Annotated in this window: 21 protein-coding genes and 1 pseudogene; 8 read left to right on the forward strand and 14 right to left on the reverse strand. The window is 68.8% G+C overall.

The window, feature by feature from the left end:
• The first annotated feature begins 5 nt into the window (after positions 1-5).
• Both ACIF80_RS17060 and ACIF80_RS17065 read left to right on the forward strand, forming a co-directional pair.
• Complete coding sequence (locus ACIF80_RS17060) at positions 6-611, forward strand: class I SAM-dependent methyltransferase (protein WP_399805153.1); 606 nt, start codon at positions 6-8, stop codon at positions 609-611.
• 342 nt (positions 612-953) lie between these two features.
• Positions 954-1,544, forward strand: a complete 591-nt coding sequence (locus tag ACIF80_RS17065; RefSeq protein WP_399805156.1) for a DsbA family protein — start codon at positions 954-956, stop codon at positions 1,542-1,544.
• Positions 1,545-1,588: 44 nt separating this feature from the next.
• Here the strand turns inward: ACIF80_RS17065 and ACIF80_RS17070 are convergent, their stop codons facing one another.
• The 5 genes from ACIF80_RS17070 to ACIF80_RS17090 all read right to left on the reverse strand — a co-directional run bounded on the left by ACIF80_RS17070 (position 1,589) and on the right by ACIF80_RS17090 (position 4,666).
• Positions 1,589-1,738, reverse strand: a complete 150-nt coding sequence (locus ACIF80_RS17070; protein WP_399805159.1) for a hypothetical protein — start codon at positions 1,736-1,738, stop codon at positions 1,589-1,591.
• Between the two features lie 439 nt (positions 1,739-2,177).
• The gene (locus ACIF80_RS17075; RefSeq protein WP_399805161.1) at positions 2,178-3,011 is read right to left on the reverse strand and encodes a YhjD/YihY/BrkB family envelope integrity protein; all 834 of its coding nucleotides are present in this window, start codon (positions 3,009-3,011) and stop codon (positions 2,178-2,180) included.
• Between the two features lie 89 nt (positions 3,012-3,100).
• On the reverse strand, positions 3,101-3,196 hold the full coding sequence (locus ACIF80_RS17080) for a helicase (protein ID WP_399805164.1): 96 nt from the start codon (positions 3,194-3,196) through the stop codon (positions 3,101-3,103).
• A 161-nt stretch (positions 3,197-3,357) separates the two neighbouring features.
• Complete coding sequence (locus tag ACIF80_RS17085; RefSeq protein WP_399805166.1) at positions 3,358-3,705, reverse strand: MerR family transcriptional regulator; 348 nt, start codon at positions 3,703-3,705, stop codon at positions 3,358-3,360.
• Between the two features lie 22 nt (positions 3,706-3,727).
• Positions 3,728-4,666, reverse strand: a complete 939-nt coding sequence (locus ACIF80_RS17090) for an aldo/keto reductase (protein WP_399805168.1) — start codon at positions 4,664-4,666, stop codon at positions 3,728-3,730.
• Between the two features lie 429 nt (positions 4,667-5,095).
• Between ACIF80_RS17090 and ACIF80_RS17095 the strand changes: the two genes are divergently transcribed.
• The 3 genes from ACIF80_RS17095 (at position 5,096) to ACIF80_RS17105 (ending at position 8,051) form a co-directional block, all read left to right on the forward strand.
• Positions 5,096-6,460: an FG-GAP repeat protein gene (locus ACIF80_RS17095; RefSeq protein ID WP_399805170.1), complete on the forward strand. Its 1,365-nt coding sequence runs from the start codon at positions 5,096-5,098 to the stop codon at positions 6,458-6,460.
• Positions 6,461-7,044: 584 nt separating this feature from the next.
• On the forward strand, positions 7,045-7,644 hold the full coding sequence (locus tag ACIF80_RS17100) for a hypothetical protein (protein ID WP_399805173.1): 600 nt from the start codon (positions 7,045-7,047) through the stop codon (positions 7,642-7,644).
• A 212-nt stretch (positions 7,645-7,856) separates the two neighbouring features.
• Complete coding sequence (locus tag ACIF80_RS17105) at positions 7,857-8,051, forward strand: zinc ribbon domain-containing protein (protein ID WP_399805176.1); 195 nt, start codon at positions 7,857-7,859, stop codon at positions 8,049-8,051.
• A gap of 580 nt (positions 8,052-8,631) precedes the next feature.
• On the opposite strand, the pseudogene ACIF80_RS17110 reads toward ACIF80_RS17105, so the two are convergent.
• From ACIF80_RS17110 to ACIF80_RS17120, 3 genes and pseudogenes are all read right to left on the reverse strand, one after another.
• A pseudogene (locus tag ACIF80_RS17110) lies at positions 8,632-9,062 on the reverse strand (ankyrin repeat domain-containing protein).
• Positions 9,063-9,086: 24 nt separating this feature from the next.
• Positions 9,087-9,886, reverse strand: a protein-coding gene (locus ACIF80_RS17115) for an IS5 family transposase (RefSeq protein ID WP_399805310.1) whose coding sequence is annotated in 2 segments (ribosomal slippage) — positions 9,087-9,541 and positions 9,541-9,886 — 801 coding nt in all. Because the reading frame shifts where the segments join, the coding sequence is not laid out codon by codon here.
• Positions 9,887-9,998: 112 nt separating this feature from the next.
• Complete coding sequence (locus ACIF80_RS17120) at positions 9,999-10,766, reverse strand: transposase (protein ID WP_399805179.1); 768 nt, start codon at positions 10,764-10,766, stop codon at positions 9,999-10,001.
• Positions 10,767-10,838: 72 nt separating this feature from the next.
• Between ACIF80_RS17120 and ACIF80_RS17125 the strand changes: the two genes are divergently transcribed.
• Both ACIF80_RS17125 and ACIF80_RS17130 read left to right on the forward strand, forming a co-directional pair.
• A complete protein-coding gene (locus ACIF80_RS17125) occupies positions 10,839-11,222 on the forward strand; it encodes a hypothetical protein (protein ID WP_399805181.1) in 384 nt (127 codons plus the stop codon).
• 304 nt (positions 11,223-11,526) lie between these two features.
• Positions 11,527-11,988 carry a transposase family protein gene (locus ACIF80_RS17130; protein ID WP_399805184.1) on the forward strand — a complete coding sequence of 154 codons (462 nt, stop codon included), beginning with the start codon at positions 11,527-11,529 and terminating at the stop codon, positions 11,986-11,988.
• A 565-nt stretch (positions 11,989-12,553) separates the two neighbouring features.
• On the opposite strand, the gene ACIF80_RS17135 is transcribed toward ACIF80_RS17130, so the two are convergent.
• Both ACIF80_RS17135 and ACIF80_RS17140 read right to left on the reverse strand, forming a co-directional pair.
• A complete protein-coding gene (locus ACIF80_RS17135) occupies positions 12,554-13,975 on the reverse strand; it encodes a sugar porter family MFS transporter (protein ID WP_399805186.1) in 1,422 nt (473 codons plus the stop codon).
• On the reverse strand, positions 13,968-14,819 hold the full coding sequence (locus ACIF80_RS17140; protein ID WP_399805189.1) for a phytanoyl-CoA dioxygenase family protein: 852 nt from the start codon (positions 14,817-14,819) through the stop codon (positions 13,968-13,970). The genes ACIF80_RS17135 and ACIF80_RS17140 overlap by 8 nt, the downstream gene beginning before the upstream one ends.
• 116 nt (positions 14,820-14,935) lie before the next feature.
• Here ACIF80_RS17140 and ACIF80_RS17145 point away from each other — a divergent pair, with 116 nt between their 5' ends.
• Positions 14,936-15,961 (forward strand): LacI family DNA-binding transcriptional regulator, encoded by a 1,026-nt coding sequence (locus tag ACIF80_RS17145; RefSeq protein WP_399805192.1) that lies wholly within the window; start codon positions 14,936-14,938, stop codon positions 15,959-15,961.
• 312 nt (positions 15,962-16,273) lie between these two features.
• On the opposite strand, the gene ACIF80_RS17150 is transcribed toward ACIF80_RS17145, so the two are convergent.
• From ACIF80_RS17150 to ACIF80_RS17165, 4 genes are all read right to left on the reverse strand, one after another.
• Positions 16,274-16,936 (reverse strand): hypothetical protein, encoded by a 663-nt coding sequence (locus tag ACIF80_RS17150; protein WP_399805195.1) that lies wholly within the window; start codon positions 16,934-16,936, stop codon positions 16,274-16,276.
• Between the two features lie 447 nt (positions 16,937-17,383).
• Positions 17,384-18,058, reverse strand: a complete 675-nt coding sequence (locus ACIF80_RS17155; RefSeq protein ID WP_399805198.1) for a DUF2716 domain-containing protein — start codon at positions 18,056-18,058, stop codon at positions 17,384-17,386.
• A 249-nt stretch (positions 18,059-18,307) separates the two neighbouring features.
• Positions 18,308-18,880: a dihydrofolate reductase family protein gene (locus ACIF80_RS17160; RefSeq protein ID WP_399805201.1), complete on the reverse strand. Its 573-nt coding sequence runs from the start codon at positions 18,878-18,880 to the stop codon at positions 18,308-18,310.
• A gap of 84 nt (positions 18,881-18,964) precedes the next feature.
• Complete coding sequence (locus tag ACIF80_RS17165) at positions 18,965-19,441, reverse strand: pyridoxamine 5'-phosphate oxidase family protein (RefSeq protein WP_399805204.1); 477 nt, start codon at positions 19,439-19,441, stop codon at positions 18,965-18,967.
• Positions 19,442-19,479: the final 38 nt, after the last annotated feature.

Below are 19,479 nucleotides of genomic sequence, written 5' to 3' on the forward strand. Positions count from 1 at the left end.
GCCTCATGAGCTGTTGGAGGGAGTTGACCGGGGAAACGTCCGGAGAGGACTACGCTGCACGGTTCGCGGCCCTGGCCCGTAGCGGGAAGGATGTGCACGGTGAGGCACGGTTCTGCGCAGCTCTCGTGCCTGCCGGAGCCCGGGTGCTGGACGCCGGGTGCGGTACCGGACGGGTCATGATCCGGCTTGCGGAGCTCGGGTACGACTGTGTCGGGGTGGACGTTGATGCGTCGATGCTGGCAGTGGCGCAGAAGCAGGCGCCGGGACTGCCCTGGTTCCAGGTCGATCTGGCCGGGTTCGAGCCGGACCTGCTCGGCATCGCAGCGGACTTCGATCTCGTGGTCGCTGCAGGCAACGTTTTCCCGTTGCTCACCGCCGGCACCGAGGCCACGGTGGTCAAGCGCCTGGCCGCGGCCCTGCGTCCGGGCGGTCTGATGGTCGCCGGCTTCGGCCTGGACGAAGCCCACCTGCCCGTGCCGCCCAGCATCACGCTGTCAGAGTACGACGACTGCTGCGCCGCAGCCGGCCTCACCCTCGTCGACCGCTTCGCCACCTGGGACGCCGCCCCTTACGACGGCGGCGGCTATGCCGTCAGCGTCCACCGCCGGTGAGGATGTGAGAGTTCGGCCTGCGGCCCGCGCGCCCCGACATCGTCGCGTACCACCCATGTGCCGTCGTCATCATCGGACGGTCCCATGACTGGGACGAAACGAAGCTGCACGCTCTACACGGGCTCAACAGCAGGATGCACGGCATCACCGTCATGACCTATGACCAGCTCATTTCTCAATGTCACGCACTGCTGAGCGATGTAACGGCCGTCAACGAGACCCCGAAGCCGCAGCCACCGGGTTGACTGCATAGATCTCATGCCGTATCGGAACGTCAGTGGGGCCGGACAGGAACTCCTGCCCGGCCCGCGCTGTTTGTCCGTACGCAGCTACGTCCAGCGCATGCCGATTGCGGAGAGCTGTTTTACACGCTCCGGTGCCAGCGTCGCGGCCCGGGACCGCTGGTTACCGATCCATGCCCCCAGCCGGAGTTCTCGTTCCTCCTGGTCCTCGCCGCGCCCCGTCCGGCTCCGGCCCGACGTGTCGTCGGCCGGTGAGCCGCTGATCGCTGTCTGGTCGTGTGAGCGCGGTGCGGTCGTAGCGGTCCAGCTCGTTGCCGGCACCTCGTTCGGTGCCGACGACGGCCTCGAACTCAGTTTCCACTGTGCGGTGTTCGCCCATACCTTCGATGCGCACCGTCTCGCCGCACAGGCATCGGGGCAAGGAAAGGCCGGGGAGAGGGCCGAGCGTCTGTTTTGCGCCTGCTTCACCGACGGCTTGAGCATTGCCGATCCCGCGGTGCTCGCTCGGCTCGCCGCCGGGACGGGCGTCATGACCAACGGCGGCGGTGCGGATGCGATGCACGCCGCCCTCGCCCGCGTCCGCGGGCTCGATCTGCCGGCCCCGTCCTGTCCAGGGAGGTGCGGGAGGACGATGTCCTCACCGCGCTGCGCGAGTGACACGGGGCCCGCGCCCGGCCGCGCACGCAGCTGAGGCATGACAGTGTGGGCGGGCCGACGGGGCCGACCTGACCAGGCTCATGACGAGGTGCTGTCCTTGCCGGACAGCGGCACCTGCTGGGCCTCGATGCCGGTGCGCATGCGGTGCGGCCGGGCGGGATGGCGCGGCCGGCCGGCGTGGTCGCGGGTGACGTCGACGGGGACTTCCAGGCCGGTGTCGGCCTGCATCAGGTCGGTGTCGAGAGTGTGTTGATCGCCTGGTGGCGTAGCGCCATGGCACAAGGGCACGAGGTGGTGGCCCCGGCTCCTGCCCGGCCTCGGGCCGTTTCGGCTCCCGTGCTGGGAAGAACACCCGGCGTAGCGCCCAGTCGGCCTGATGGCCATGGGCTGGGCGCTGCCGCGCCCAGGTGGTAGCGCAGCGGGGCCCTCCTGTTGTTCACCGCCCTCGTTCCATGCACTCCTTGGAGGGCGAGACTGCTGAGGCGCCTTGCAGAGCGTCCTGCTCGCTGGCTCCCGACCGCTGCCGCCGCGTCGCCCACCCGGCCAATGCGCCTACGGGTGAAGCACCCCCGTAGGCCTGGCACGCGCCTAAAACAGCTCGACCGCGCTCCTCCCCACCGCACTCAGCTCAGTGAAGCTGTTTTTGGTCCCTTGGTCCCTTGATCCCTCACCTTTGCCGTTTCAGTGCGTGTGCCATGCGTGGAAGTTCCTCGTACAGCAGCCGGCCGACCATCGCACCGCCGAAGACAACGACACCCACACCGACCAGCCAGGCCTGGATGACCAGGACGGTTCCAATGGGGCCGTAGCTGACGGTGTTGGATGCGATCAGCGGAGAGAAGACGAGCCGGGAGAAGACCCTCAGGCCGAGCAGTCCGATCACGGTGGCGACCGCGCCGGGAAACAGGGCACGCCAGCGGATCCGTCCACCGAGCAGCAATCGCTGAGACCACCAGAGGAACAGGACGGCGCTCAGCGACGCGACGGCCCCACCCGCAAGGGGCTCGCGCCGCAGCGTGGTGGTGGCGGAGACGAAGAGGAACCCGGTGAGGACGCCGAGCCACACCACATGCCGCCACCTGGCCCCCCAGCGGGCCGGCGGGAGATCCCAGACCCTCTCGTAGCCGGTCTGCACCGCAGCCCCGAAGCTCAAGCCGAACACGGCAAGGGCGGCGATGCCGAAGGCGGTCGTGGTCCGCAGGGCCTGGCCGGGTCGGGTGAACAACTGCTCGACCTCTGCTCTGGAGGTGGTCGACACGCCGAGGCCTTCGCCGAGCCACTGCGCGAACCCCCGCCCGTGTTCGGGATCGGCAGAGGAGACAATGATCAGTAGCGGCACCAGCGTGAGGAACCCCAGCGCTGCGAAGCCCAGCGCACGCGACCACAACTCGAGATCGCTGCTCCGCCGCCATCCGCGCCCGACGGGTGAACGGCTGATCACGCGGCGCAGCCGCCCGAACCAAGATGAACGGTCCGCGTCACCAGAAGTCTTCATCGGCATCCCTGTCGGCTACCACGGCCGGAACCCCTGCCGCGCGAGGGCGTGACACAGACGGCCGGTTCAACGACCCGCCGGCAGTGGTGTCACGTTCATTGCACGCCCAGTTCCCGCAGCTCGTCCAGCTGCTCCTGGACGAGCTTGCCCCGCCGAGCGCGGATGTTGGCGATCCATACGCCCACCTTCACCGCCACAGGCTCGGCTGCTGGAAGTGGGGGGAGATCCTCCGCCCGCCCGCTTGCCCGCCTGAGTCAGTGGCAGACGTTGTGCCGCTGCCGGCTCCAGACGCCGAAGAGTTCGGGATCGTGCGGCGGACCGGGCGCGAGCTGAGCGCCGGGGCTCTTGGCGCTCAGCTGTAGTAGGTGATTTTCTCATCGAGGACCTCCATGGCCCGGCACAGTGCCGCCACTCGCTGCTCCAAGGCGGCGCGGCGTTCGCGGAGGAAGGCGACTCGGTCCTGCGGAGAGTGCTCGGCGCGCAGGATGGCGACGAACCCCCGCAGGTCCGCAATGCCAAGGCCGGCCTCGCGGAAGCACGTGACCAGGCCGATCCAGAAGACGTCGTCCTCGGTGTACTCCCTGCGCCCGCCGGCGGAGCGCCGGATCGGGCCGATGAGCCCTTCACGCTCGTAGTACCGCAGTGTGTCGATGGAGACGCCGGTGCGGCCGGCGGCCGCTGCCGGGGTGAGGGTGGTCATGGGGCTCCTTTCGTGACCGCCGCTACCGCGCTTCGGCGAAGCGCGCCAGGTGCTCGTCACCGAGCCGCACATGGCGTGCGGCGAGTGCCTCCTCGATCTGCTCCACCCGGCTCGCGCCGACGATGGGATCGATTCCCTGCCGCATCAGCCAGGCGAGGACGACCTGGTTCCTTGTGGCCGAGAGTTCGTCGGCGACGTCGTCCAGGACCGCGAGCACCCGGGTGGTCCCGGGATGATCATAGGTTTGCGGAAGTGGCTTGTCCGCGCGTACGTAGGAACCCCACATCAGCGAGCTGTACGACCACACGGCGAGCCCTTCCGACCGGGCGAGGTCCAGGTCCTCGGCGGTGAGCATGCGGTGGCCGGCCTCCGTGAGGGGGGTGAACGGGCGCGGCTGGAGGAGTGAGTGGCGCAGTTGCAGGGCCGTCCACGGTTCCACGTGCTGTTCCCGTGCGAGCGACCGGGCGCGCTCGACGCGCCAGGAGGCATGGTTCGCCGCCCCGACCCGTAGGGCCACTCCCTTCGTGACCAGCTCGCCGAAGGCGCCGACCGTCTCCTCCAGCGGCACGGTACGGTCCTCGGAGTGGGCCCAGAGCAGATCGACGTGCTCGACCCCGAGACGCCCCAGGCTCCCCTCCACACCGGTGTGGACGGCACGGGCGGAGAGCCCTTCGGCGCTTTTTGGCCAGGAGTGTGGGACGAGCGGGTTCTGCCGGACCTTCGTCGCGATCCGTACCACGTCGCGCGCGCCCGGGCGGGCCCGGAGCCACGCGCCGATGAGGCGCTCGCTGGAGCCGCCGACACCACTGGGGTCGGTCCAGAAGGAGTAGCAGTTCGCGGTGTCGAGCCAACTACCGCCGTCGGCGACGAAGGAGTCGAGGATCGCGAAGGCCCGATCGGGGGCAACGCGGGTGCCGAAGTCCATCGTCCCGAGGACGATCTGGGGGTCGGTGGTGTACATGCCGCTCATCCTCGGATCTGGAGCGCGCTCCAGGTCAAGAGCAGTTGTGGCGGACGGTCCGGGACCCGGCCTCCGGAGGGCTGCCGCCGCGTGCCACCGGCACGCGTGAGGACCCCCGCTGGCGGCAGTCTTGGGTGAGAGGTCTGCTGAACAGGGCGCACAGGGCAGGCTGACAGGGGCGCCGTGCAGTCCAGGTGGCCGAGGGAGCGCCGGAGCCGGTGACCACAGCGACGCTTTGCGCGCTGCTGGTGACGAGCAGCACGCCGACCTGGTGACAACTGCCGTGCCTCGCCGTACCGAAGCCGTAGGTCAGCAAAGGCCGTTGGTGACAACCATCCTGATTTGGTACAGGCACGTGCTGGACCAAAGGGGTACAACAGACGGCTGTCCGGTGCGCATGCGGGGTCTGCGCAGGGGCGGGAAGCCGACATGTCGTATCCCGCGCGGCACCGCGTCCTCACCCGGACGCACCACCGTGATCTTCGGTACGACCTTTCGGCCCGTCGGTCGGTCCCGGAGGTCGGCGGCAAGCTTTACGCCGGCGGCATCACGGTCTCCTACGGGACGAAGGCGCCGGCCCTGAAAACAGCGCCCCGGGCTTCGTTCACCCAGGACTCGCCCGGCGTCCCGGGCACGGCCGAGGAGTTCGACAGCTTCGGCTCTTCCGCCACCAGTGGTGACCTCGACGGCGACGGATACGCCGACCTCGTCGTCGGATCGTACGGGGAGGACGCGGGCGCCATCGACAACGCCGGCAGTCTCACGGTGCTGTGGGGCGGCCGCGACGGCCTGTCCGGCGGCGCGGTGATCAAGGGTACGAAGAGGGATCAGTTCCTCGGCATGAACGCGGTCGCCGGGGACTACGACGGGGACGGCCACCACGACCTCGCCACCGAATCCCACGTCCACCACGGCCCGTTCACCCGCAACGGCGATGCGGCGCGCACCGCTGCGGTGCCTCTGGCGGCCCGCGACGCGCAGGACGGCGACTGGACCGAATTCCGCCTCGCGGCGGGTGACCCCAACGGTGACGGGATCAGCGACCTCGTCGTCGCCGCCGAGCTCGAAGGGGACGGAGACGAGGTTCCGAGTCTTCCCCCGCTGATCCAGTATGCCGCCGGGTCGCGGGACGGCCTGACAGCAGCTGTCACCCTCGACGACACCCCGGTGAGAGGCGGCTGGGACCTGGCCCTGGGCGATCTGAACGACGACGGTTACGACGAGATAGTCGTCGGGCACGTCTCGACCTCAGAGGCGTACCGCAAGGGCGGTGTCCTCGGCGTCCTCAGCGGTTCCGCCACCGGGCCGGACACCCGTAGCTGGCGCACCATCGATCAGAACACTTCGGGCGTGCCGGGCAGCGCGGAAGCCGGTGACGAGTTCGGCAGCTCCATCGCGGTGGGGGATGCCGACGGCGACGGCTACACCGATCTCGCGGTGAGGGCTCCCGGAGAGGACGTGGGCGCTAAACGGAACGCGGGCAGCGTCCTCCTCCTCAGGGGAAGCGGGAACGGACTGCTCACGGCGGGCTCCAGACTCTTCACCCAGGACACCCCCGGCATACCCGGCACGGTCGAGAACGGCACCTCCACACGCGGCGACTGGTTCGGCAAGGCCGTCAAGCTCGTGGACGCCACCCGCGACGGCAGGGCAGAGCTGGTGATCGGCACGCCTGGCGAGAACGACCGGGGCGGCGGAGTGTGGGTCCTGCGCGGTGCCGTGGACGGCACGACCGGCACCGGTTCTTTCGCCTTCGGCCTTGGCGCAGGGCTCGGAGGGAGCTTCAACCGATAAGCCGCGTCCGGCAACGCGCGGGCGGCAGGATCTGGCATTCGGCCAGGACGGTGGCGACGATGCCCTTGGAGAGTCAGCGCATCGCGGTGCCGGCCCGTTCGGTGCCGCCCAGGGCCTCGTGGAGGGCTGCAGCTTCGGGCGTATGGAGCCGGTGTCATCGGCGAGGAGTTCGTGGAGCCGCTGCTTGAGGGTGCAGCGCGGGCAGGGACCCGGCGCGTGCAGCCGTTCGGCTTGTCCGCAGGTGGGACAGGGGCGCCAGAGCTCGGCGTCCGGTGTGGTGCAGGGGCCGCAGACGGGGGCATCGGCGCGGTGCCGGAGTGGATGCCGCGGAGTCGTCCGCAGACGGTGCAGTGAGCCGGGCGTCTGTCGCAGCCGCCGCAGCGGGGCAGGCCGGTGAGTTTCGAGAGTGTGCTGGGTGTGATGCGGCCGCAGATCGAGCAGAGCAGTATGGGCGGGGGACGGCAGTTCGGGCAGATCGGCCCGGCCGGGGTGCGGGAGTTGACCATTCGTGACTCGCCGCAGACGGTGCAGGTCTCCCGGTTGGCCGGGTCCCTGATCAGCCAGTTCGGACAGAGCGGTCGCCCTTGGGCGTCGCGGGTGGCCGGTTCGCGCCGAGCACCACAGCGTACGCATTCTTCGATGCGGGACTTGGCGATGCAGTTGCGGCAGACGCGCTGCCCGCCGAGCGGCTTGTCGATGCGGACAACCCGGTGGCAGCGGGGGCAGGCGGGCCGGACGATCCCGGCGACGCCTTCCTCGTGCAGCAGGTCGATGAACCGCAGGGTGGCGCGATGTGGCGCCAGACAGCCCTCTCCGGTCAGCAGGCGAGGGTTCTCCTCCAGGGACCAGACCAGTCGCTGCCGGTAGGTGGGACGCTGGGGTGCCGTGCGGCGGAGGGCTTCGGCGATCACGTCGCGGTCGGCGTCCGGGGCGATCGCGGTGATCACCTCGTGGACGACCGTGACCGGATCGCGATCGTCGTGGTCGGGACACATCTTGCAACGCGGCAGGCCCTTGCGATCTCGGAAGCCGACGTGTCGGACGTTGCCGCAGGCGGTGCACTCAGCGGTCTCCTGTCCGCAGACCGAGCAGTACCAGTCCTGGCCTTGGCGCTGGAAGGTTCGCAGCTTCTTGCCGCACTCGACGCAGACCGGCGGCGAGATCGCCGAGGCGCCTGCCGTTAGGAACTCGATCAGCAGATCGCCGATGCCCGGGGCGCCGGGGACCTGCCGTCGGTCAGGACGGCCGGCCGCAGGTCTCGTCCGGGACGCGCATACCACGTCAACGAGCTCCGGAACGGGAAGCAACACGTTGATGATCTGCGAATCCTTAGCGCATCAACACAGACGTCATGGGTACTTTGCATCCCTCACCGTCCACCCTGTCCCGGAGAGTCATGACACAGAAGACTGAAAACGAGAAGGGCAACCGGTTCTGCAAGGCGTGCGGCACGCCGGCCGAAGACGGGAAACTGTGTAGGCACTGCGGTGCCGTACTGGATCTCCCCGACGATGCAGGGCTCATCGAAGACCAAGGTGCTGCAGTACGACGCGACTTCGAAGGCCGCACCCAGCAGCAAGAGCAAAGGTGACCGAACCAGCGAAACAGCAGGGATGAACCCGAACCGCTGAACAGCGTCCACCGGGGTATACGGGTCGGCATGGCATCCAAGACTGATCGCGTCATGTCCCTGCGGGCCGTGCGGCAGCTGCGCCGGGTCCGTGCCTTCTACATGGCAGGCGTCCTGCTGTGGGCGGCATCGACCGCCTGGACCGGCTGGCAGTCTCCAGGGAGCCGGCAGATGTGGGTGTCCGCCCTCCTCCTGGCTGTCTTCACAGGCCTCCTGCTCACGGCCTCCCTGTGGCTGCAACGTCTCAAGGCCGCAGGTTCAGACACTCCTGCACACCACGCCGCATCACGGAGGGCAACTGCACCACGCCACGCGCATGCCTGACTAGCCGCCGGCTGGGCCGGAACATCCGTCTTTCGCAGTCGGCTCGGCCCGCGGCAGCGGGCCAGAGGGACTGCAGGCGCAGCCGGAAGGACCGTCAGGTGGGGGAGCGCAGCGGACCCGCCTGAGGCCTGAAGTGAAGCGGAAGGTCTCAGGTGGGTGCAACTCCCGTAGGGCGTGTATTGAAAGTGGATCACGAGACCTGACGCTGCGGGAGGGGTCATGCGGCTCGGTCGTGTGGTCGGGTGCCTGCGGCGAGAAGCATGGCGATCGTTTCGGGGTAGGGCCCGGTCATCGCCCATTCGAGCGGGGAACGGCCCCTGCCGTGGTCTTCACGGAGATCGGGTCGGCGCCGTGGGCGAGGAGGGAACGCACCGTTTCGGCATGGCCCCAGCATGCGGCCGCGCACAGGGGCGTGCCTTCCGCGCCGCTTCCGCTTTCAGTGTCGGGCAAGGCCCCGGCTGCCAGCAGACACAGGACGTTGTCGGTGGCTCCGTTGACTGATGCCGCGTAAAGAGGCGTGGTGCCCTCGGTGTCGCTTGCCTCTGGGCGGGCCCCGGCTCTTAGCAGAGCGTTGATATGGGTGCTGTCGCCGAACGTCGCCGCCTCGACGAGGCGCTTCGACAGTTTCTTCTGCCGCCGTCTGTTCACGATTGCTCAGACTAAGAAGTCATCTCATTTGGTGAGTCTGCGGTAGCAGATCAGGGTGCAGGCGATGCTGGTGAAGGCCAGGAAGTGGTCGGCCTTGCGCTCGTAGCGGCGGTGCAGACGGCGGCAGCCGGCGAGCCAGGCCATGGTGCGTTCGATGGTCCACCGGTGTCGGCCGAGCCGCTGCGAGGTCTCGACGCCCTTGCGGGCTATGCGGTGCCGGATGCCCCGGCGGGAGAGCCATTGCCGCAGGTGGCGGTAGTCGTAGCCCTTGTCGGCGTGGAGCTTGCCGGGCCTGCGGCGGCGTCGGCCGCGGCGGGAGCGGATCGGGGGTATGCCCTTCACCAGCGGAATCAGGGCCTGGCTGTCGTGGAGGTTGGCGCCGGAGATTCCGACGGAGATGGGCAGACCGGTCCGCTCGGTGATCAGATGGATCTTCGACCCGTACTTGCCCCGGTCGACAGGATTCGGACCCGTCAGATCCCCCTTTTCAGGGCCCGCATGTTCACCGAGTCGATCGCACAACGGGACCAGTCCAGCTCGCCCCGGGAGCCGAGCTCGTCCAGGATCAGGCGGTGCAGCTTGGCCCACACCCGGGCCTTGGTCCACTCGGTGAACCGGCGGTGGGCCGTGGCCCCGGAGGGCCCGAACGACGCGGCAGGCAGCTGCTGCCACGTGCACCCGGAGGTCGTCACGAACACGATCGCGGCCAGCACCTCACGGTCACCGTGCCGGCGCCGGCCGCCGCCCTGGGGCCGCGAAGGCGCCTCCGGCACCACGCGCTGGAACAGTTCCCACAACTCATCCGGCACCAGCCGCTCAACGATCCCTGCCACGGCCGACAGCCTACCGAGCCAAATGAGATGTCCTCTAAAGGTTGTCCCGTAAATGATCTTGGAGGCGATGCGGACGCGGGTGACCGGGGAGCGGTCGGCTCGGTTATCCGGTGAGGGCGAGGTTGTACAGGCGGGCAATGCCGAGCATGGCGTGGTGGACGCCGTCGCCTTTCAGGCGGCAGTCGCGGAGGATCTTCCAACCCTTCATACGGGCGAAGGTGTGCTCGATGCGCGCCCGAACTCGCTTGTGAGAGCGGTTGTGTTCCTCCTTCCAAGCTGGGAGTTCCTTGCCCTTGGTGCGGCGGTGCGGAATGACGAGTCCGGTGCCCTGGTAGCCGCCGTCGGCAATGGTCATGGTGTGACCGACGGCGTCCTTGGCGCCGGACTCCTCCCAGCCACGGGAGTCATGACGGTTGCCGGGCACGGGCCGGCCGACTACCACGACCACGCGGGTGTCGGCGTCGATGACGACCTGGTGGGCGGTGGAGTACCGATAGTTCTTGGACTGCTCGGCGATGCTGCGGTCGCGGGTGGGTACCAGGGTGCCGTCCGCGATCAGCACCGCGTCCTTCGCGAACCGTTTGCGCGGCTCGAGCGCGAGCTTCGGGCCGAGGTGGTCAATGACGCGACTGGCCGAGGACTTCGACACACCGAACAGTGGCGCCAGTTGCCGCAACGTCAGATTGGTCCGCCAGTACGCGGCGACCAGCAGCACCCGGTCCTCCAGCGGCAGCCTCCAAGGCCGTCCGCGCCCCGGAGCGTCGGCACCCTCCCTACGCAGCTGGGTCACCAACTTGCTCAAGGCGCGCGGGCTCAGCCCAGTGAACGGGGCTATCCAGGACGGCTCCGCCGCCGTGATCACACCAGCCATCCGCGGATCATTTCAGTTGCCGATGCCCCTCCCCACGACTGATCCTGGGCACCGAGCAAGCAAGGGGACAAGATGGGGCTGATGCTCTTCCCAGGCGACGATGACGTGGCGAGCCCGGACATCTCCTGGTCCTACACCGGCTTCAGCATGTTCAGGAAGTGGTTGGCCCAGGCCGAGGGGATCACGCTCGTGGAGATGGACGGCTTCGGCGGAGATCGCCAGTGGTGCAGCGTCTCCACCACGCTGGCGCCACTACTCAACCATCCAGACGACGATGGTCCCGACCTCGCGTCCGCTCAATGCGCGGCCATGTTGCCCCGGCTGGAAGCAATTCTCGACCAACATCAGCCGGACGACAGCGACCCCATCCTCCGACGTCGCATCGAAGACGTCAGTCAGTTGGTCACCGTCATGCGGTTCTGCGTGGACAAGGACGTTGAGCTCATCTTCGGCTAACCACGGAGCGCGGAGCGACCCGTCGTTGAGGGGATGACCCGCGGTTACGGGACAGCCTTTAATGAGCTCGTGCATGGTGGGCGGTGGCACGTCGAGGCAGTGGTCGTTGATCATGGTCTGTGTGGTGGGGAACCGGACACGTGCAGCGATCATTTGAAGCCAGCAGATTACGGGGCTGACGCCCGATGCGATCGCTGAACTCATCTTTGAGGTCGGCCCGTTGTGGCACGAGCGGTACCGGGCCGTGCTGACCTCACGTCCTCGCCGCCGGCCGTTGGTGCCGGGACGAAACACAAACTGGTCTTTGTCGACCGGCCTGTTGGCCACGCTCGTCCACCTCCGACACGGCGCTATCCACGACGTACTGGCTTGCTGGTTCGGTGTGGACCGCTTCACCACCACGCGCGCAATCAGCGAAGTACGTCCGCTGCTGGCGATTCGGGGCTGCATCGTCGCACCCGGCATCCGACTGCGCACGCTCGCCGAGATCGTCGACCATCTCGGTGCGAGCGGGCAGACCGGGATCATCGACGGTATCGAGATCCGGGTACGCCGCCCGGCCACCGGGCGCAGGGACCGGAAGAAGTTCATCTCCGGCAAGAACAAGCAGAACGCCGTCAAGTCCACGGTGCTCACGGACGCCGACGGACGGGTGCTGTTCTGCAGCCCGGCCGAGCCGGCCGGCTGCGCGGACATCACCCATGCCCGGCAGTTGGGCCTGGTCAAGCTCCTGGAGGGCGGGCCGGCAGTGGAGGATCCTCGCTGATGCCGGCTATCAGGGACTGGGTGCGCAGACGGGCGGGCGAGTCGTGACACCACCACGGCCGCCGCGAGCACATGACCGATACCGTCCAGGCCGTCGCCGGACTGCCCTCACACCAGCAGACCGCCACCCTGTCCGGCGATCCGCGAATGTGAACCTGAGGGCGAGCCCGCAGCCCTCGACGCGCCACCGCCCACCATGCACGAGCTCGTTAGGGTCTGTTGTGAAATCGGGGATGGAGCCGTGGTTGCGGCTGCAGAAGGCGTCCAGGGGCGTGGTCCACCTGCCGGCCAGTTCGACACGAGGCGGTTCGGCGTTGAACGATTGCCGCTCGTGCACCACCATGTCGCCCCGTTTACCCCAGATGCCTATATTCAGTGATTATCCGCCTCTTTCCGAGAGGCCGCCCTGCGCAGGACTCATCCGGCTCCCACTGACTACGAGAGCGGCATGGCGGTTGCCCCCGTGTCCTCTCGGGCCCCGGACGCCCGGTCCACCACCACACGGTCGACCGGGCCTCCCGGTTCCGGCGCGTCCACCGATCACTGCGCCCTGTCGGGCCGCGGAGTCATGAGCCGTCGAGCGCCTTGCGGAACTTTCCTCCGCGCTGCAGTGCCCGTTCGATGCTCTCCAAAGACCTGCCCCGGGTCTCCGGCACCTTCGCCGCGACGAAGACGATGCAGGCGACGTTCATCAGTGCGTAGAAGAAGAAGGTCCCGGACCGGCCGATGGTCTCGATGGCTGTCAGCGCGGTCAGGGCGATGAGCAGGTCGAAGCCCCACACGGTGACCGTGGCGAGGCTGATCGCCGGTCCGCGCACGCTCAGGGGAAGGATCTCCGGCCCGATGAGCCAGACCACTGCCTGCATGCCCACCCCGTTGAAAAGGATGTACGCGAACAGGGCGACGATCACCGTCCATTGCTGGGCCTGCGAACCCCCCTGCCCCAGGAAGGCCAGTGCCATGACGGCCATGGCGAGGCCGGAGCCGGGAAGGAACCAGAGCATCGTGCGCCGCCGTCCCACTCGGTCCACGGCGACCGCCCCCACCACCCCGGCGACGACGAGCATCACACCGATGCCGATGCCCGTGAGCAGCGCGACCGAGTCACCGAAGCCCGCGTCGACGAGGATGGTCGGTGCGTAGTAGACCACGGCGTTGATACCGGTCAGCTGACTGAAGGCCGCGATTCCGACGGCGATCAGCAAGGCGGGCCGCACCCAGCGCCGCCGAAGATCGCGCCAGCCCCCGGTGGGGGTGCTCGAGGCCACCTCGGCGATCTCCTCGATCTCCCGGCGGACATCGGTGCTGGCCGGCCGGAGCCGGGTCAGAACCGTCAGCGCCCGGTCGGTCATGCCGCGTTCGACCAGCCAGCGAGGACTCTCGGGCAGGAACAGCATGCCGATGCCCAGCGCCACGGCCGGCAGGACGGCCAGCGCGAACATGACGCGCCAGCCACCGCTGCCCGACAACGCCCAGCCGCACAGGTACGCGATGAGTTGTCCGGTGGCGACCATCAGCTGGAACAACACCATGAGGCGGCCACGGACTCTCGCGGGGGCGACCTCGGCGATGTAGACCGGCACCATGTTGGATGCACCGCCCACGGCCAGCCCGAGGACGAAACGCGCGGCGATGAGGGTGCCCACTCCGGGGGCGGCCGCCGCCGCGGCGGCCCCCAGCGCGAAGACCGCGGCGACCGCGACGATGATCTTGCGGCGTCCGTGGCGCACGGCCAGACGTCCCGACAGCAACGCCCCCACCATCGCACCGAGCAGGATGACGCTGACGACGATCTCCTGCTCACGGGAGGTGAGGTGGAGATCCTCGCGCAGGTGCAGCAGAGCTCCGGAGATGATGCCGGTGTCGTAGCCGAACAGCAGACCGCCCAGAGCGGACACGGCCGAGACCGCGTAGACCGCGGTCGGCACCTTGGGCGATGCGCCGGCGGACGGATCGGCGCGCCGGGGCTGCGCGGTCAGCTCAGGCATCACCCATGACCAGACCTTCAATGGTGTGCTTCTGCGTCACCGGCTCCAGTACGTCGACGACCGGGCAGCCCAGGTGGCGTCGGACCCGCTCGGGCAGACCCTCCCAGTAGGACCGGGTCACGGCGGTGTCGTGCCGGTCGCCGTTCGTGGCTTCGGGGCCGTCGACTCCCAGGACCAGCACGGGACGGGACTTCGCGGAGTGGTTCCTGGTGCCACGGTGGATCGTCAGCGCGGTGCGTGCCGAAATGTCGCCGCGCTGCGGATACTTCCGCACGGCTCGTTCCTCATAGCGCGGGTAGCGCGACCGGGGCGGGAACATCCCGTGCCCGAACTCCGGTCCGTCGTCCCACTGGGTGCCCGGCGCGATCTCGAAGGGGCCCATGTCCTCCTCCGTGTCGACGGCCGTCACGTTGAAGGCCAGCGACGTCAGCCGCCGCTCGGCGCGGGTCTCCTCCGGCATGGGGAAATCCCGGTGCCAGGGCTGGTTCACAGCGCCTTCGAGTGGTACATCGAAGCCCAGCTCGACGATGCGGTAGTCAGGACCGAGCGCGGCCGTGCAGACCGAACGCACCCAGGGGTGTTCGACGAGGTCGACGAAGCCACGCAACTGTTCGGGGTGGATCTCCACGTAGTAGCGGTGCGGGCCGCGTCCGACCGCGCCGCCGGGCCGCTCCAGGGCCTCTTGGAAGGCCACCTCGATGTCCTCGCGAAGCCGGTCGGTCCATTCGGTGGTGAACGCGCCCTTCCGCGCGGTGATGCCATCCGAGTACAGGGCCTCCACGTCGGCCGTCACGTCGACGTCGAGGTCGGTCGGCTCGATGCCGGGGTAGGCGTGCGGGCTCATGCGTGCCTCCTTGCAGCAGAACTGTCCGAGCTATGTTGCATCGTTGATTTCAACGTGGCAATACCTTCCTGGAGGGATCTTGTTCCGCGCTGGGCGCCGCATGCCACGATGTGCGGGTGAGGATCAGCCTGAAAGACGTAGCCGCCCGCGCCGGGGTCTCGGCGCGCACGGTGTCGAACGTGGTCAACGGTTCCGCCCGGGTGGCGGCGCAGACCCGCCAGCGGGTGCAGGAAGCGATCGACGAGCTGGGATACCGGCCCAACCTCGCGGCTCGCAGCCTGCGGGCCGGCCGCACCGGCATCATCGGCCTGGCGATCCCGGAGCTGCATTCGCCGTACTTCGGCGAACTCGCCGGACTGCTGGTGGACGAGGCGCGCCGTCGGTCGTGGACCGTGATCATCGACCAGACGCAGGGGGACGCCGAGGCGGAGCGGCGTCTGCTGACCGGCGACGGGGGCCGGGTGATGGACGGACTCGTCATCAGCCCCTGGGCGCTGGGTGCGCTGGATCTGACGGCCACCGCCCGTTCACTTCCGGTCGTGCTGCTCGGCGAGCGCAGTCCCCAAGGGCTGGCGGATCGCGTGGCAGTGGACAATGTGGCCGCTGCGGACGAGGCCACCACCCATCTGCTGGCGCAAGGGCGCCGCCGCATCGCCGCCATCGGCCTTCAGCCGCACCTGGAGAACGGCACGGCGGAACAGCGCGCCGAAGGCTACCGCCGGGCACTGCGCCGTGCCGGCGTCACACCCCGCCCGGAGTGGGAGCGGACCGTGACCTCACTGCACCGAGCGGACGGCGCCCGGGCCATGTCAGAACTGCTCGACGGCGACGCCGTCCCGGACGCGGTGTTCGCGTTCAGCGACGAACTGGCTCTGGGGGCCCTCCACACCGCGCATGTCCGCGGGGTGCTCGTGCCGCAGGAACTGGCGATCGTCGGGTTCGACGACATCGAGGACGGCCGGTTCAGCCACCCGCCCCTCACCAGCATCTCCCCCGACAAGCGGCAGATCGCCCAGCGTGCCCTGCAGTGCCTGGCCGACCGCATCTACAGTCCCCAAAACGAGGTGCCCGCCTCCGATCTGACGATCCCGCATCGGCTGATCGTGCGCGGGAGCACCGACCCCGCGGCGCAAACGCCGTGATCTGTCCAGAGAAACGGACTCACGGAAGGGTATCGACGGAATCTGGTGATGCGACGAACGCTCCAGGACGGGCCGACCGGGGTTGGGGTTGAAGCGTCGGGCGTCCTTGGTAAGCGTAGGCTGTGCGCTCGCGAAGAAGCATCGGACGCGGGACTCGGAGCGGTCGCGCAGTGCGCCTGAACAGCTTTGGTACTCCAGCAGCGGTTCGTGTCCTGAGCTGCGTTTTCGGTAGTGGCAGCAGCGGGCGATGGCCTGGCGGCGTCTTCTCCGGACCGACCGGTTCAGTGCGTGGGTGACGGGATCGTGGTCGGCTCATGGGTGGGACAGGAGAGTGTCCAGGAGCCGTCGGATCTTCGCCGCGGTGAGCGGGACGGTGGCTGATCCGATTCTGCGGCCCCCTTCGCGGCCTCGTCGCCGGCCTCGGCGGCGAGTGCGGCCAAGGACGGCGTGGGCGAACATGGCCAGGGTGATGTGCCGGTACCAGCCGGTGGAGCGGCGGACCTCGTACTCGTCCAGGCCGCACTCGTCCTTCGCGGCCTGGACGCATTCCTCGATCTTCCAGCGGGAGCCGGCGACGCGGACCAGGTCGGCGACCTCGGTACCGACGGGTGCGTAGGCGATCTCGCCGGGGTCGGACAGGCTGCGGCGGGCCATCACCAGCGGTGACGGGGCGGCTGTTCGGGGGTCGAAGACGATGTCGGCGGGCAGTTTGGCCGCGGCCCAGTCGTAGACGCGCGGTCCCTTGGCCCCGTTGCCGCAGGACAGCCGCTGCCAGGCATCACCCGGCGCGTCGTCGACGAGCTCGTCGACGCGCCGGATGCCGGCCAGGGACGTGATCTGCTGGGACTTGGGCACCGTCACCACGTAGCCGACGTCGAGCTGTTCGAGCAGGCGGCGGAAGTTCCAGTTCTGCCCGTATGCCTCGTTCGCGGTGACCCACTCGGCGGGCAGGCCGGCGGCCAGGCAGCGGCGCACGATGTCCCGGGCCAGTTCCCCTTTGGTCGCAAGGCCCCGTCGTCGGGGATCTTCGCGGCCCGGCAGCGGTCACGGTCTGCAGTCCAGGCTTTCGGCAGGTAGAGCTCCCGGTTCACCAGGGGGTCCAGCCAAAGTGAGCCCAAAAGCCGCCACGAGATGATCTTGATGAATCGGCAGCGCAGCTCGGCGTCCTCGGCGGGGTCGTGCTCGTCTTCCTGACTGCCTTGATCGGTCCAGGTGCCGAACGGTCCGGGCAGGCCGGGTTCCTCGGCGCCGAGTTGGAGGGCGCCGCCTTTTGCGGCCATGGGGACCAGTGGTACGGCCGTTGGCGTCAAGGAGTCCGGCCAACTGCACCGCTTCAGCCTGCGCCGCAGCGGGTGTGGCCGGGCAAACCGATCCTGGCCTGCCGTGGTGCTCCCGTCCCGAACAGGCGACGAGGACACGGCATCAGGCGGCGGCCGTCAGTTGCGGCGCCTGACCGCCTCTCCGAGCAGTTCGGTCAGTTCCGTCTCGACGGCCGCGAGCAGCGCCGCTCCCCAGACGGTCAGTCTCTGTTCCCATGGGTGGTTGAAGGGTGCCCAGACGCAGGTCCTCGGTGAGGTGGAGGTAGTAGTCGCCGTTGGGGTAGGTGCCTTTGCCGGGCCGGGGCGGCCGCCCGGGAACGTCGGTACGGCGGGGGCTGTAGCGGTAGCCGTCGTGATTCCAGCCGAGCCAGTAGACGAATTCTCCGGGCTCGGTGGCGGCGGGCAGTCCGCGCTGGACCATCGCGTCGAGCTCCGCGGGGAGGCCAGGGACGAGGCGGTGGCGGGAGTGCAGGTGCCAGACCGCGGAAGGAACAGGATCGGTAATCGCGGGCTGGTAGGTGGTGCTCGGCTTGAAGTCGAACACCGTGTGGAAGCGGTCCCACAGCGGACCGTCGTCGTGGAGCCAGTCGAGGAACTGTGCGGGGCGGGTCGTCTCGTGGCTGCCCGGCGGGCTCCAGTGGTAGGAGCGAACGGTGGCCACCTCGGTGAAGCCGGCCTCCAGGAGGCTCTCCCGGAGAGAGCCATCGGTCTCGGCGAGCAGAGGGTGTCCGAGCCAGCTGTCCTGGCGCCAAGGGCTGTACCGCTGGTCCAAGCGCACGCTATTGCAGCGGATGAAATCTCCGACCACTTCACACAGGAAGTTCAATCGCGGAGAGGTGCTGGCCTGCTGCTCGCGTCTGTGGGGCGGCGGTGGCGAGATCAAGTCAGCAGCCGTCGCCGGCTTGTTGCGATAGGGCTCTCATCTGCGGATCTGCCAAGCGATTACTTCTGATGAAAGATCCCTTCGTTTGATGTAATCGGTTGGAAGGTGGCGGAGAGTGAGCCAGGGCGGGATGGCGCCGGCGTTTCAGCCCCGTGCGACGTCCCTGGCGCCGTACCGCAGATGGACCATGCCGTTACCGAAGCGCCGCTCGTCCAGCAGTTTCAGGTCGACGCGTACGTCGTCGGGGAAGAACGCGGTGCCGCCGCCGACGATCGCCGGTCCGACGAAGAGGTGGTACTCGTCGACCAGCCCGGCCCGGATCGCCTGTGCCGCCAGGTGCGGCCCGGCGACCGCGATGTCGAGGTCGGTCTCGGCCTTCAGCCTCCACACCGCCTCCGGGTCGAACGTCCGCTCGATCCGGGTCCGCTCGCCGGCCACCTTCCGCAGCGTCGTGGAGTAGACGATCTTGTCGGCGGCCCGCCAGATCCGTGCCCACTCCAGGATGAACGGCTCCTGGCCGGGCACCGTGTGCGCGGTCTCCCAGTAGGCCATCGTGTCGTACATCCGGCGGCCGTACAGGTACGTGCCGATCGATCGCCCGTGCTCGTTGATGAACCTGTGCGACTCCTCCTCGGGGCCGCCCCAGCCGAAATCGCCGTCCCTGTCGCTCGTGTAGCCGTCGAGGGAGGTGATCATCGAGTAGACGAGTTTGCCCATGGTAAGCCTTCTTTCCTGTCCTGAGCATGGATCTCATGATCGATGTGCGGCTCGCCACCGGGGATCCGCGCGGGATGCCCGCGGTCACGGCCGGGCCCCCTGCCGGGGGCGTGTGACGCGGAGCCGCGCGTCGGTGACGTTGTCGAAGCGCGAGTCCCCGCCCCGGATCAGGACGAAGTGCCTTCGCACGTCGGCGCTGTAGGCCAGCAGGGGGCCGGACGGCGCGAGGTCGTCGCCGGTGAGCCCCTTGCCCGCGGGGAGGCGGGCGTTGAGCGTCGCCATGGCCGCGGCGGGATCGCCGGCAGGGCCGGCGGTCGCCTCGAGGTAGAGCGCCTCGGCGCCGCCTATGCGCGCATGGGAGTCGAAGACCGTGATGGCCACGTCCGGGCGTTCGGCGAGGTTGCGGGAATGCCTGCTGTCCGGCGCCGACACCCAGAAGAGCCGGTCCTCGTCGCGGGCGGCGAAGAAGACGGGGGTGGCCCACGGCCGCCCCTGGCGATCGGCGGTGGCGAGCACGAGGTAGCGGCTGTCGCCGAGCAGCCGGGGAACCGTCTCCCACATGCCGGTCACCGGCCGGGGGACAGGTGCGCCAGGTGCCC

The sequence above is a fragment of the Streptomyces sp. NPDC085927 genome, from assembly GCF_044540975.1.
GTDB classification, from domain to species: Bacteria; Actinomycetota; Actinomycetes; order Streptomycetales; family Streptomycetaceae; genus Streptomyces; species Streptomyces hirsutus.

Bases quoted from the DNA above. Each gene is read 5' to 3' on its own strand.
- ACIF80_RS17060 (WP_399805153.1), top strand. From the start codon at position 6: ATGAGCTGTTGGAGGGAGTTGACCGGGGAAACGTCCGGAGAGGACTAC.
- ACIF80_RS17065 (WP_399805156.1), top strand. From the start codon at position 954: ATGCCGATTGCGGAGAGCTGTTTTACACGCTCCGGTGCCAGCGTCGCG.
- ACIF80_RS17070 (WP_399805159.1), bottom strand. From the start codon at position 1,738: ATGCAGGCCGACACCGGCCTGGAAGTCCCCGTCGACGTCACCCGCGAC.
- ACIF80_RS17075 (WP_399805161.1), bottom strand. From the start codon at position 3,011: ATGCCGATGAAGACTTCTGGTGACGCGGACCGTTCATCTTGGTTCGGG.
- ACIF80_RS17085 (WP_399805166.1), bottom strand. From the start codon at position 3,705: ATGACCACCCTCACCCCGGCAGCGGCCGCCGGCCGCACCGGCGTCTCC.
- ACIF80_RS17090 (WP_399805168.1), bottom strand. From the start codon at position 4,666: ATGTACACCACCGACCCCCAGATCGTCCTCGGGACGATGGACTTCGGC.
- ACIF80_RS17095 (WP_399805170.1), top strand. From the start codon at position 5,096: ATGTCGTATCCCGCGCGGCACCGCGTCCTCACCCGGACGCACCACCGT.
- ACIF80_RS17105 (WP_399805176.1), top strand. From the start codon at position 7,857: ATGACACAGAAGACTGAAAACGAGAAGGGCAACCGGTTCTGCAAGGCG.
- ACIF80_RS17120 (WP_399805179.1), bottom strand. From the start codon at position 10,766: ATGGCTGGTGTGATCACGGCGGCGGAGCCGTCCTGGATAGCCCCGTTC.
- ACIF80_RS17125 (WP_399805181.1), top strand. From the start codon at position 10,839: ATGGGGCTGATGCTCTTCCCAGGCGACGATGACGTGGCGAGCCCGGAC.
- ACIF80_RS17135 (WP_399805186.1), bottom strand. From the start codon at position 13,975: ATGCCTGAGCTGACCGCGCAGCCCCGGCGCGCCGATCCGTCCGCCGGC.
- ACIF80_RS17140 (WP_399805189.1), bottom strand. From the start codon at position 14,819: ATGAGCCCGCACGCCTACCCCGGCATCGAGCCGACCGACCTCGACGTC.
- ACIF80_RS17160 (WP_399805201.1), bottom strand. From the start codon at position 18,880: ATGGGCAAACTCGTCTACTCGATGATCACCTCCCTCGACGGCTACACG.
- ACIF80_RS17165 (WP_399805204.1), bottom strand. From the start codon at position 19,441: ATGTGGGAGACGGTTCCCCGGCTGCTCGGCGACAGCCGCTACCTCGTG.